This window comes from Spongiivirga sp. MCCC 1A20706 (assembly GCF_046524175.1).
In the GTDB taxonomy this organism is placed as follows: Bacteria; Bacteroidota; Bacteroidia; order Flavobacteriales; family Flavobacteriaceae; genus Spongiivirga.
Map to the genome: position 1 here is coordinate 526,975 of NZ_JBEFZF010000001.1, position 13,233 is coordinate 540,207.

At 35.0% G+C, this 13,233-nt stretch carries 14 protein-coding genes; 13 read left to right on the top strand and 1 reads right to left on the bottom strand.

The window, feature by feature from the left end:
• Positions 1-13: 13 nt before the first annotated feature.
• The 11 genes from ABN763_RS02410 (at position 14) to ABN763_RS02460 (ending at position 9,995) form a co-directional block, all read left to right on the top strand.
• Positions 14-1,618 carry a sodium:solute symporter gene (locus ABN763_RS02410; protein WP_410483813.1) on the top strand — a complete coding sequence of 535 codons (1,605 nt, stop codon included), beginning with the start codon at positions 14-16 and terminating at the stop codon, positions 1,616-1,618.
• A gap of 12 nt (positions 1,619-1,630) precedes the next feature.
• Positions 1,631-2,761, top strand: a complete 1,131-nt coding sequence (locus tag ABN763_RS02415) for a glycerate kinase (protein WP_410483814.1) — start codon at positions 1,631-1,633, stop codon at positions 2,759-2,761.
• 5 nt (positions 2,762-2,766) lie between these two features.
• Positions 2,767-3,741: a type I phosphomannose isomerase catalytic subunit gene (locus ABN763_RS02420; RefSeq protein WP_410483815.1), complete on the top strand. Its 975-nt coding sequence runs from the start codon at positions 2,767-2,769 to the stop codon at positions 3,739-3,741.
• A 43-nt stretch (positions 3,742-3,784) separates the two neighbouring features.
• Positions 3,785-4,720, top strand: a complete 936-nt coding sequence (locus ABN763_RS02425; protein ID WP_410483816.1) for a pyridoxal-phosphate dependent enzyme — start codon at positions 3,785-3,787, stop codon at positions 4,718-4,720.
• Between the two features lie 32 nt (positions 4,721-4,752).
• Complete coding sequence (locus ABN763_RS02430) at positions 4,753-5,514, top strand: SDR family oxidoreductase (protein WP_410483817.1); 762 nt, start codon at positions 4,753-4,755, stop codon at positions 5,512-5,514.
• Positions 5,515-5,540: 26 nt separating this feature from the next.
• Positions 5,541-6,143 carry a carboxymuconolactone decarboxylase family protein gene (locus ABN763_RS02435; protein WP_410483818.1) on the top strand — a complete coding sequence of 201 codons (603 nt, stop codon included), beginning with the start codon at positions 5,541-5,543 and terminating at the stop codon, positions 6,141-6,143.
• 63 nt (positions 6,144-6,206) lie between these two features.
• On the top strand, positions 6,207-7,229 hold the full coding sequence (locus tag ABN763_RS02440) for a helix-turn-helix domain-containing protein (protein ID WP_410483819.1): 1,023 nt from the start codon (positions 6,207-6,209) through the stop codon (positions 7,227-7,229).
• Positions 7,230-7,316: 87 nt separating this feature from the next.
• The gene (locus ABN763_RS02445; RefSeq protein ID WP_410483820.1) at positions 7,317-8,072 is read left to right on the top strand and encodes a type 1 glutamine amidotransferase domain-containing protein; all 756 of its coding nucleotides are present in this window, start codon (positions 7,317-7,319) and stop codon (positions 8,070-8,072) included.
• Between the two features lie 21 nt (positions 8,073-8,093).
• Positions 8,094-8,510 (top strand): nuclear transport factor 2 family protein, encoded by a 417-nt coding sequence (locus tag ABN763_RS02450; RefSeq protein ID WP_410483821.1) that lies wholly within the window; start codon positions 8,094-8,096, stop codon positions 8,508-8,510.
• 2 nt (positions 8,511-8,512) lie between these two features.
• Positions 8,513-9,532 (top strand): serine hydrolase domain-containing protein, encoded by a 1,020-nt coding sequence (locus ABN763_RS02455; protein ID WP_410483822.1) that lies wholly within the window; start codon positions 8,513-8,515, stop codon positions 9,530-9,532.
• A 13-nt stretch (positions 9,533-9,545) separates the two neighbouring features.
• Entirely contained in the window at positions 9,546-9,995 is a 450-nt protein-coding gene (locus tag ABN763_RS02460) for a YybH family protein (RefSeq protein ID WP_410483823.1), read from the top strand.
• A gap of 18 nt (positions 9,996-10,013) precedes the next feature.
• On the opposite strand, the gene ABN763_RS02465 is transcribed toward ABN763_RS02460, so the two are convergent.
• Positions 10,014-10,532, bottom strand: coding sequence for a hypothetical protein (locus ABN763_RS02465; RefSeq protein WP_410483824.1), 519 nt, complete (start codon positions 10,530-10,532; stop codon positions 10,014-10,016).
• Positions 10,533-10,789: 257 nt separating this feature from the next.
• On the opposite strand from ABN763_RS02465, the gene ABN763_RS02470 reads away from it, so the two are divergent.
• Together ABN763_RS02470 and ABN763_RS02475 are read left to right on the top strand one after the other, a co-directional pair.
• On the top strand, positions 10,790-11,350 hold the full coding sequence (locus ABN763_RS02470; RefSeq protein ID WP_410483825.1) for a DUF4251 domain-containing protein: 561 nt from the start codon (positions 10,790-10,792) through the stop codon (positions 11,348-11,350).
• 278 nt (positions 11,351-11,628) lie between these two features.
• Complete coding sequence (locus tag ABN763_RS02475) at positions 11,629-13,212, top strand: hypothetical protein (RefSeq protein ID WP_410483826.1); 1,584 nt, start codon at positions 11,629-11,631, stop codon at positions 13,210-13,212.
• Positions 13,213-13,233 lie beyond the last annotated feature (21 nt).

The window sequence follows — 13,233 nt, forward strand, 5'->3', positions numbered from 1 at the left end:
AAATCAATTTAGAATGAATTACATCGACTACATTTTAATTGCAGTTTATCTAATTGGGTTTTTAGGAATCGGATTTCTGTTCAAAGAAAACAAGACTTCTAAAGACTATTTTCTGGGTGGTAGGAGTACTTCGTGGTTGCCTTTAAGCTTGTCTACAATGGCAACACAGCTATCGGCAATTAGTTTTATATCAGCGCCGGCCTTCGTAGGACTGAGAGAAGGTGGTGGCATGCAATGGCTTACATATGAATTTGGGGTGCCGTTAGCGATGGCATTTTTACTAATTGCTATTTTACCATCACTTTATAAATCAGGTATTGTTAGTGTTTATGAGTATTTAGAACGACGTTTTGACGCTTCCTCTAGGCTATTAATCAGCTTGGTATTTCAAATAAGTAGATCGGTTGCAACCGGTGTAATGGTGTATACTATGGCACTAATACTTCAGGCAACTATTGGCTTAGAGTTCTGGATATCAGTTCTTGTAATTGGAGTGATTACACTTATTTATTCTTTTCAAGGTGGAATGAAAGCTGTTATCTGGGGCGATGTAATCCAGATGACAATTTTGTTTTTAGGAATCGTAATATGTCTTATTTATGGAATTAGTGAACTTGGAGGGTTTGATAATTTTCTTACTCATGTTGATAAAGATAGAATAACCGCAATTGACTTTAGTAAATGGGGTTTTAACAATGCTAATAAGAATGATGAATTCGGTTTTTGGCCAATGGTTTTGGGAGGAGTCTTTTTGTACGCATCATATTATGGTACCGATCAGACACAATCGCAACGACTGCTTTCTTCCAAGAATATGAATTCACTAAAAAAACTATTATTTGCAAATGGCTTACTACGTTTTCCCGTGACATTAACTTATTGTATTATGGGCTTAGTGCTTGGCACTTTAGTATTACAAGATGTTTCTTTTAATGAAATGATCGATTCCGTTTATCAAGCAAATATTGGCTCTCTAGAAGGAAAAAGAGCCGATTTAATGGTGCCCGTCTTCATAATGAAATACTTGCCAAATGGCGTAATTGGTCTTTTGATCATTGCAATTATGTCAGCGGCTATGTCGAGCTTAAGTTCAACAGTGAATTCACTTTCAGCTGTAACGATGGAAGATTTTGTGAAGCGTTTTAAGCCAGAATTGTCCAATAAGACATATGTTTCGTATTCTCGTTTCTTGTCTGTTTTTTGGGGACTCGTTTGCTTATTTTTTGCATTTTTTGCAGGAAATATTGAAGGAACCGTTATCGAAGTTATCAATAAAATCAGCTCCGTTTTTTACGGCCCTATTCTGGCTGTTTTTATGTTGGCTATTTTAACGAAGAAAACGAATGCTATAGGGGCGAACGTTGGCATTCTAGCAGGTGTTCTTTTTAATATGTATTTATGGCTATATGTGCCTGAAGTCTTTTGGTTTTGGTGGAATGCAATAGGCTGTTTCGTAACTGTTGTAACAGCTACAGTAGTGAGTAATTTAATTAAGAAAAAGTCAGTTGAAGGTGTAGAAGTAACCTTTTACACTGGTAAAAAAGAAGTGCTGATCCTTATAGGATTTTTTGTTGCAATTGTTATTTTTTGCCTACAGTTACCTGCTTTTTTCAAATAGGGCTATCAATATATGAAATTTGTTGTCGCTCCAGATAAGTTTAAAAACTCATTGACGGGTATGGAGTTTTGTAATGCCGTTGAAAAAGGTCTACTTACCGTATTTCCAGATGCAACTGTTATTAAAATACCATTGGGCGATGGCGGTGATGGTACCCTAGATGCTTTGAAACATTCTATGAATGGTGATATGATCAATGTAATTGTTAATGATCCGCTATTTAGAAAAATTGAGGCAAAGTACTTGTTTAATAGCCAGTCTGAAACGGCCTTTATTGAAATGTCAGAAGCATCGGGTTTAAGGTTACTTAAAAAGGAAGAAAGAAATTGCTTGTATACTTCTTCTTATGGTACAGGAGAATTGATTATTCATGCACTGAATAATGGGGCTAAAAGCATTTGTTTAGGTATTGGAGGTAGCGCTACAAATGACGCAGGTATTGGAATGGCCACGGCATTAGGATTCCAGTTTTTTGATCGGAATTCACATGAACTTCATCCTATAGGTAATAATCTTGATCAGATAACACAAATTGGTACTTCCAAAGCAACTCATTTATTAAAAGGCGTAGACTTTAAAGTCGCTTGTGACGTCCACAACACTTTTTATGGTGAAAAAGGAGCAGCTTATGTATATGGGCCACAAAAAGGAGCGAATCACGAAGCAGTAGATCATTTAGATGCTGGCTTACAAAACATAGCATCAATATTTAAAAATATGTTTAAAATTGATGTGCAGAATATACCAGGAACGGGAGCAGCAGGTGGAATGGGTGGTGGATCAATTGCTTTTTTAAGAGCAAAACTTATTTCAGGTATTGAAATGGTGAAAGAAATAGTAGATTTTAACAGTAAAATTGAAGGTGCTGACTGGATCATTACAGGCGAAGGAATGCTAGACAATCAAACATTTTCAGGTAAAACTATTGACGGAGTTATTGCATCTGCTAAAAAAAATAATATCCCAATTGCCGCCTTTTGTGGATCAGTCAATATAACAATTCAAGAACAAAAAGAGTTTGGTTTGCATTATGTTACCTCAATTTTAAATGAGGTATCGGATCTAAAGCAAGCAATTTCATCGAGCTATGATAATTTAGTGAAAACAAGTTATAACTTTGCAAGTCTTGTAGAGTCAAGATGACATTTATGAATTTATACCCTTTAAAGTTCGATCCAATATTTAAATACCGCATGTGGGGTGGTAATAAGCTCAAGACCATTTTAAATAAAAAGGTTGCTGAATCGAATATCGGAGAATCTTGGGAAATTTCAGCGATAGAGGGAGATGAGACTGTGGTGTTAAATGGATTTTTGAAAGGGAAGACGCTCCCAGAATTAATAGATAGCTACCAAGAGAAATTATTAGGTGACGCCGTCTATGATCAATTTGGTAAAGAATTTCCGTTGTTAATCAAATTTATAGATACAGCGAAACCACTTTCTATACAGGTTCATCCGAATGATGAATATGCAAAAGAGCACCATAATTCTTTTGGTAAGAATGAAATGTGGTACATCATACAAGCGGAGGATGAAGCAGAAATCATCGTAGGGTTTAATAAAAAAATGGAACGCGCAGATTTTAAAAATGCAATAGATGAGTCTAACGTTTTGGCTTTTTTAAATATTGAAAATACAAGGAGTGGCGATGCCTTTCATATCCCAACAGGGCGAATTCACGGTATCGGGTCAGGTATTTTGCTGGCTGAAATTCAGCAAACATCTGATGTGACTTACCGAGTTTATGATTATGACCGTATTGATGCGAAAACTGGGGAAAAAAGAACGCTACATCTAGAACAATCTTTAGATGTGTTAGATTATACCTTGCATGATGCTTATAAAGTGAACTACAGCAGCGATGTTAATTGTACTAACAAAATGGTCGAAACTCCATATTTTAAAACGGGTATTATTCCGCTTCGCTCTGCAATAGAAAAAGATTATAGTAGCACTGATTCCTTTGTTATATTAATTTGTGTTGACGGAAAGGCAACGCTAACATATAATGAAGAAGTCTTCAAATTAAATACAGGGGAAACGATATTGGTTCCAGCAGCTATAAATCGAGTCAGATTAAGCACGAATACCAAAGCTGATATTTTGGAGGTTTCTGTTTGATTTTTAAGCATTATTTTTAGCATGGTCTAGAACTTAATTTGCCATGGACGAAGGAAAAGTAATTGCTGCCCAGAAAATAATAGGAACTCATGTTTATAATACTCCTGTTCTTACCTCTCGGTTGCTTAATAAAATGGTGTCAGCAGAGCTTTTTTTTAAATGTGAAAGTTTTCAACGAGCTGGGGCCTACAAAATACGTGGTGCGACTAACGCAATTTTAAATTTATCTGATGAGGAAAAAGAGAAAGGCGTGGTAACTCATTCTTCAGGAAACTTCGCACAAGCACTTTCTTTAGCAGCATTGCTTCAAAACATCCCGGCCTATATTGTGATGCCAACGAATGCGCCCACAGTTAAGAAAGCTGGCGTTGTCGAATACGAAGGCCACATAATTGAATGTGAGCCTACTTTAGAAGCCCGAGAAAAAACTGCAGCTGATATAAGCAAATCAAAAGGGGCTACATTTGTTCACCCTTCAAATGATATACAGGTCATTTATGGACAAGGTACCGCTGGTTTGGAATTACTGCAAGAATATCCCGATCTCGATATAATAGTCTGCCCTGTTGGTGGTGGTGGATTGATAGCTGGAAGTTGCCTGGCTGTAAGGGACCTGCAACTAGATTGTGAGGTCATTGGCGCTGAACCTTTTGAAGCTGACGATGCTTATAGATCGTTGATTACAGGAACAATAGAGGGCAATAAAACGACCAATACCATTGCTGATGGATTGAAAACGCAACTAGGGGATCGAAACTTTCCTATTATTAAAAAGCACGTTAAGGAAATTATTAGAGTCGAAGAAGAAGAAATTGTTGAAGCGATGAAACTTTTTTGGCAATATATGAAAGTAATCATTGAACCCTCAAGCGCTGTAACCTTGGCTGCGATCCTTCGAGAAAGGAGCAGGTTTAAAAATAAGAAGGTGGGTGTTATTTTATCAGGAGGAAACGTCGATCTTCAAAATTTACCTTTTTGATATAATATTTGATAAAGAAGCATAACCAATATATGGCGAGTATAGATTTAAAGGGCCAGAATATTTTAGTAACAGGTGCATCCGATGGCATAGGTAAAGCAATTGCAAATTATTTAATGGAGCAAGGTGCTACGGTCGCTGTACATTATAACAGCAATAAAAAGCCAGCAGAAGCGTTGGTAGCAAAACACAATAACGGATCTAAAATTTTTCAGGCAGATCTTTCTTTAACCACTTCGGTACTTAATTTGATGAATGAGGTTATTTCTGAATATGAAAAAATCGATTGTATTGTTTTAAACGCTGGTGTCTTCTTACCACATTCAACAAATCTATCCACTGATGAATGGTTTAAAACATGGAAGAAGACCCTAAATATTAATTTAGATGCTGTTGGCCTGCTTACCAAAGAAGGAATCGACCATTTTAAAGGTAAACAGCAAGGTAGATTTATTTATATAGGAAGTAGAGCTGTATTTAGGGGGGAAACGGAAGAGTATTTAGCGTACGCCGCATCAAAAGGCGGATTGACATCCCTAGCACGAAGTGTTGCGCGCTCATTTGGTAAGGATAACATTAAATCATTTGTAGTATCGCCAGGATTTACTCGTACACAAATGGCCGAAAGTTTCATTGAAGTGTATGGTGAAGACCGTGTAATAAGCGAAATCGCATTAAATGAACTAACCAAGCCAGAAGACATAGCCCCTTTGGTTGGGTTAATGTGCAGCGGACAAATGGACCATGCAACTGGTGCGACGATCGATATGAATGCAGGAAGTCATATTAGATAATGTAGTATTTTTATAAAACAAGTTCTATGGGTTGGATACACGTTATAGCTTATAATAATGCAACAGGAAAACTTAAAAAATTGTATGACCGTATTAAAGGTCCAAACAATAGTATTGATCATGTTTTGAGCATTCATAGTCTTCGACCACATAGCCTTCAAGGACATATGATGTTATATAAAAACGTATTGCATCATCCCGACAACCATCTACCAAAATGGTATTTAGAGTTTTTAGGAACCTATGTGAGTCGGTTAAATAATTGCGATTATTGTGAAAAACATCATTCGGTTGGCTTAAGGAATAATCTGAATGATGATGAAAAATACGAATCATTGAAAAAGGCAATGATTAGCGAAGATTTTAGTGTAGTACTCACCCCAAAAGAAATTGCAGGTTTGCACTATGCTGTCCAACTTACCAATTCGCATCGAACTATTATTAAAAACGATATTGAAATTTTACGAGAAATGGGATTAAGCGATGGCGAAATTCTAGAAATCAACCAAGTTGCCTGTTATTTTAACTATGTGAATCGTGTCGTTGTTGGGTTGGGTGTTGAAATCGAGAAAGATAATATAGGTCTTTCCCCACAAAGTAGTGACAGTGACGATTGGTCCCATAAGTAATCCTGAATTTTAATTTCAGAAAAGTGAATTATCTAATATCTTTATGCCTCATCAATCATTACATTGGAAAAACAACTTTTATTTTTCTTTAGCGCTTTAGGCGCTTTTAACGGACTTTTTCTAAGTGTTTATTTCGCTTTTATTGGCAAAAAGAAAAATGCATCACATTACTTTCTTTCCGGATTGTTATTTGTAATAAGTATTCGCATTATTAAATCCGTTTTTCTTCAATTTAAACCTGGTTTAAGTGAAGTGTTTATTCAAGTAGGACTTACCGCGTGTATCCTCATTGGCCCTATGCTATTTTTATACGTAAGCTCGTTGACAAATAAGCACCTTCCAAAAGCGTGGATATTACATATTTTGATACCCTTATCTGCCGTAATCACTTTTTCAGCAATATATCCTTATTGGGAATTTAAGAGACTTTGGTCTCCTTATTTTGTAAAGACTATTTATTTCGTTTGGTTATTATACATAATTGCCGCTGGTATCAAACTAAGACCATTGGCTACCCAATTAATTGAAAAAAAACAAAAGCTACAAGACCATCAGTTTTGGTTATTAAGCGTCTATTTTGGAGTGTTTTTTATTTGGTTGGGTTATAATATCGGTAGTTTCACTTCTTATATAGTGGGGGCGTTATCATTTTCTGTGGTATTTTATTTGATCATACTATTCTGGGTCTTAAAAAGAAAGAAAAGTCCAATGTTCTTTGAACCAAAAGAAAAGTATTCTAATAAAAAAATTATTGATGACGATGTAAATGAGCTTAAACAGAATCTACACAAATTACTCATTAAAGAACAGCTATTTAAAAATCCGAACCTTAAGCTTAATGATGTTGCAGACAAATTGCAACTAGCACCTCATTATTTATCTCAATTTCTAAATGATAATTTGGGAAAGAGTTTTTCTCTTTTTATTAATGAATATCGAATAGAAGCAGCTAAAGAGTTGCTACTAGCAAACACAAATTATACGGCTGAAGCGATTGGTTATGAGTGTGGTTTTAATTCGAAGTCGACCTTCTTTTCGACATTTAAAAAAGTTACTGGGTCTACCCCGTCTAAGTATAAAGGATAGTTCAGTTTTATAAATCCGTACTTCTATTTTATAAGATTGTAATATAATTGATAGGGAATTCTTCAAATTGCCAGTAAATCAATCAATATGATCAATCACTTTAAATTTTCTTTAAATCTTATTATGCTGTCAATGGTTTTGAGTTTGTCTGCTCAAGACGATGACAAAATTCTAATTGTCACTTCCAATCAGCATACTTATGGTGCAACTAAGCAAAACGCAGCAAATCATTTTGCTGAAATTGTTTTGGCGTATGATGTATTCGTTAATGCTGGATATCAAGTCGACTTTATAAGCCCGCAAGGCGGTGCAATTCCTTTAGGATATATTGAAACATCTAATGGTATTCAAAAAAAATATTTATATAATGCGACCTTCATGGGCATGCTGAAAAACACGATGAAACCATCTGAGGTTAAAAGTTCTAATTATAGCGCTATTTATTATTGTGGAGGAGGGGCAGCGATGTTTGGTGTTCCCGAAAATACTCAAATACAACAGTTAGCTTTCAATATATATAATAATAAAGGAATTGTTTCGGCGGTATGCCACGGAACAGCTGGTATTGTAAATATTAAAAATGAAAAAGGAGACTTTCTGTTCACTGGCAAAAAAATAAACGGGTATCCGGATAAATTTGAACGCAGGGATGCTCCATATTATAAAACGTTTCCATTTTCAATTCAACATAGGATTACCCAAAATGGGGGTGAATTTAAATATTCAGAAAAGGGTTGGGACGGATTTTACGTAGTAGATGGTAGGCTCATAACCGGTCAAGACCCAACTGCTACAACTTTAGTCGCTAAAGCGGTTATTGATAAGTTAATGAAATCAAATTAATAAATCATAAATCAATCAAAAATGAAAAAAACAATCTGCACATTATTAATGCTCACGGGTCTAATTATTTCAATGAGTGCACAGGAATCGGATGAGGAAATGATTACTACAACAGTTTCCTATTACCTTGATGGCGGTACGAATAACGACTTTGAAACCTTAAAAAAAGCATTTCACCCCAGTGCTACGATGAAATTTATCAGAGGGGGAAATTATACTGAGGTGAATGCTTTAGAGTTCTTTAAAAAAGCGATCAAACCTGGTCCAAAACAGAACCGTGCGACAAAAGTGGAGCATATTAGCGTTTCTGGTAATGCAGCCAGTGCTCGACTTCGTATTGACTATTCCAATTTCTATTTTATTGATTACATGAATTTGCTAAAAATAGACGGCAGTTGGAAAATCGTTAACAAAATATTCCACAGGCAAAATAAATGATAATGAAAAAAACAATGGTGCCGCTTTGCACGATGCTTTTCATTTGCACCTTTTTCAGCTGTAAAAATTATGAAACTGTTGATGCTTATGCAGATGCAGTATACCAAAAAGGAGAGCTGAATGGTAATGTATTAGTAGTCAAAAAGGACACAATTTTGTACGAAAAATCTTTTGGTATTGCCCATCCTGAGACTAAAGAGCCTTTAACTGCAAAGCATCGTTTTGCTATTGGTTCTATATCTAAGGAATTTCCAGGGGTCGCAGTCATGCAACTTTACGAACGTGGGAAGTTGAAGCTTGAAGACAAGGTTAGTATGTATCTCAAAGACTTACCATCTTGGGCCAATACCATAAACATTCAGCAATTGTTTAAATACACTAGTGGTTTACCAAGGGTAGCCTGGGAGCGTTACGGAGAAAACCAAATGACAGTAACTCATGAGTTATTGATAAATGACTTAAAAAAGGTAAAAACCCTTTCTTTTGAACCAGGTTCGGATTATCTGTATTCTAACTACAATCCAATATTGCTTATACATATTGTAGAAAAAATATCGGGTCAATCATTTGAAGATTATGTTTCTCAAAACATATTTAAAGCTGCAAAAATGACCAGCAGTTATTTTGGAAAGGCAACGCCTTGGGAAAATGAAGTATTACCTGCTTATGCCTTTGACAAAGAGAGCAATCTTGATGCTTTTAAAATGGATAGCCTTAAGTTTTTAATGCTATTTACAGCACAGGATATATACCAATACCTCTATCACTTACACAGTTATCAATTACTGTCAAAAACATCCATAAAACTCCTGTCAGAACGAGAAGGCGCACAGTCGCCTTTGGGGGTTTTGGGATGGGATGGTAATGAATTAGAGTTTCACCACCATCACGGTGAACAAGGAAGCTACGAGGCCGTGATTAGATATTATCCAGAAGATGATTTATACATCGTGATTTTAAAAAACCAAAAGTTTTTTAATGTGATGGATATGGCAGATACTATAAGAAAAATCGTTAATTAAAAAAACATAAACTATGAGAGTATCAATAGTGCTTTTAATTGCTCTTTTATGCTTCAATTATTCAAAAGCGCAGACCTTAAACGGAGAAAAAGACGATATTCAGGCTATACTTAAGAATACTGAAAATTTTTCAAAACATGTAATGTCTTCAGACTATCAGTTAATAGCAGCTTCTTATACTGAAGATGCTAAAATTTTCCCGAATAACACACAAATATTAGAAGGGAAAGATATTATTAAATATTGGACCTTACCGGAGGGGATTAGCACAACATATCACAAAATCAATCAAACGGAAATAACAGTCATCGAAGATACTGCATATGATTATGGCTATTATGAAGGTAAAACCAAACACAAAGATGGACACATATCTTCATGGAAAGGTAAATACGTAATTGTTTGGAAAAAAATAAAAGGTGAATGGAAGATGTATTTGGATATTTGGAACGGAGTAAAGTAAGGTACTCCGTTTCCATATTCAAAATTTATAGGTACCCTTTAAGCTCAACATGTTTGGTGTCCCGAAACTACCTAGGTTGTTTTTGCTAAAGTTAAGATCGTGTTTAAATTCGATGTTTATGTTGCGATTTAAATTATCGTAGCCAATCCCGTTAGTGATTTTTCCTCTAAATATTTGCGTGAATTCGAACACATCAGCTCCAATAGCAGGATCTGATTTCATTTGCTCCATTTCCAATTCATAACCAGAAAATAGATAAATCTTTTCTCCAAAATACTTTTTGAATGTGAAACTAGTTTTAAAAATATTGGAGGTTAAGTAGGTATCATATTGGCCTCTTGTCTCAAAATACAGTCCTTTACCTAAATATTTATTTACAGAAAAACTGGCATGTTGTTCCCCAACAATAGCAGTTTTTGCGTAGGATGTAGCTATTACTTTAACTGGTGAAGCAGACGATTCTTTTTTAGAATCAACTTGACCATAAATCAAGCCAGGTGCAAAAAGTATTAGAATAAAGAATAATCTTTTATGCATGTGTATTTTTATCTTTTTGCTAAATGTATTTAAGATATAAAGTTCAATTATAGATCTTTTTTGTGCTTTGTCGTCAAGTAAAAAAGCCAATTTTATCACTTACCATTTTAGAGTTTTTCTTCAAAGAAGATCGGGATAGTTTCAAAACAATAATAGTAAAATACTATCTTTTTTCTGATAAATATCTGAATGCTATGTTAAAGGAACTCTTTGCTGCTTGATTTTTTTGTAACTTTTAACAAAGAATACTTTATAATATGAGAAGCGGATTTTTAGTGATGGCTGTGATTTGTTTGTTAATTGGGGGGTGCGCTTCCAACTCGGTTGCGAAAGTAAGTGAAGAGCAACAACGACAATTTGATAATATGATTGAAAATGAAAATTTTGAAATTGTTTTTAAATCTGCCCAACCAATGAATAACACGGGCATGCAAGCGGTTGCCAACGCCGGTTTGTTAGCGCCGGGAAGTAATTTAGCTAGAATTGACCTTCTTACTACTCCAAATTACATCAGGAAAATTGGTGATAGTCTTTCTGCGAGCTTACCTTATTACGGAGAAAGACAGATAGGAGGGGGGTATAACAATAGTAATGAGGTGGGGATTAACTTTGACGGTGTGCCAGAAGATATCTCTATAGTCAAAAATGAAAATACAGGCAGCTATAAAATGAGCTATACTATAAACAATAAATCAGAAAACTTTATTGTAAATACCACGCTTTTTCCAAATAACACAGTAAACACTACCATTGCTAGTAGTCACAGACGAATTATTAATTATCGGGGAGTGGTTTCTGTTTACGCGAAGTCCGAATAGAATGCATTTCGCTAGATCAAACTATTAAGCACTTAATATATCCTTATAGCATAAGCGACATTTTAATGCAAACTTCCGGAGTGCAGCAAAACGCCTTATCAAAATTTGGTGATAGTGATCTCTCAGCTTAATTAACAACATATTTACAATTAATCAACATTTAGTTAACGTTAAATTTACATTGAAATTGTGTGTTTTCCAAAAATTTCCTCCCATAATGTGAACAACAACCATTTATTTTTAGCTTAGCATGATTTTGAATTTATCAGTATTACTGTATGTTTTTGCTATTTCCTGGACGCCATCATCTTCTTACATCATTTCAGCATCAATATCTTGAAGAACTTGTAGAAACAAGAATGTCTGGATCCAAAGACGTTAACGATCAATACATAAATCAACTTTCTTCTATCTCAGGTATTGTAGTTGCGGTTACATCGGCGAATCACAGTGGCACAAAGCGAAACCCGATTCCTTTTTATTTACGAGCAATGATGATACAAGAATTTTCACGGTCAATCTCAGTACCAATTTACGTTTATGGCATAGATGACGTTGGGATTTTGGAAGATTTCGCTTCGTATGTTTTAAAGCAAATTAAACATCAAAGTGATGGTAAACTTGATCTTAACCCAAATAATACGGTGGTTGTTTGTTCTACACCGGTTATGAAAATGTATCAAAAACTCAATTTTAAAATCTTATCTGCAGAACTAATTAATTTAAAGAAGCAAACATTTCAAGCCGAATTGCCTTGGCAGTTAATTGAAAAGGTATTCATGTATCCAAAGGGTTTAAGCGATGAATCCATAAAAAGTAAAATACATGTTAGCACGCATAAAATATGGAAGACCTATCATCTGGAAAACAAAGTAAAAAGCATTCTGGCAGATCCTATCATTGGAGACGATGGAGATATTACAACATCTAGAGACTACAATTCTTACGTCCGACAAATGGATGAAATAGCAGATATTAAATATCAAGAAACAAGTCCATTTATACAACCTGGTAGAATAGGAGATATTGGTTGTGCCGTTGGATCATGGATAAAGCTTGCAAGCGATGACGATCGTTTTTATGAGTCGGATTTTTATGGTATTGAGGTAACACGTCAACTTTATGATGTATGTATACAACGAAAACATAATGGTGAGTTCATGAATCCAAATGTGTTTTTTGCTCAAAAGAATGCAGTTACTTCGTTGGTTTTTGAAAAAAATTCAATGAATACTATTCATACTTCTTCTTTAACTCATGAAATTGAATCTTATGGCAACCGGCAAGATTTAATGCAGTTTATTAAAAATCGATATGATGAGTTGGCTCCTAATGGGGTTTGGATTAATCGCGATGTTATTGGTCCTGAAAACGGGGAGTCAAATGTATTAATGTGTTTGAGTAAAGAGGATGGCAGGAATGATGATTGGTCAAAAGAAATAAGTGATCAGCAGGAACTTAAAGAATATTTAGATTCACTATCTACATTTAGCAGGTTTTTACGATTTGCGAATGACTTTAGGAAGAAAGAAAACGACCAAATTACATATGAACTTAAAACAATTAGTGGCAAAGAATATATAAGGTTGCAGTATAAAGATGCTGCTGATTTTATGCTGACCAAAGACTATACAGATAACTGGAAAAGTGAAATGCATGAACGTTTCTGCTTTTGGAGTATTGAGACTTGGAAAGAAGTATTGATTCAAACAGGATTTAAAATAGATAAAGATACTTGCGCATATTCAAATCCTTGGATTGTAGAAAATCGTTTTAAAGGAAAAGTTGATCTGTTCGATATGATGTTGAATAAAATGGAATACCCACCAACAAATGCATTAATCATTGCAAGAAAGTACTAATTATTTGCGTAAATGCTACGT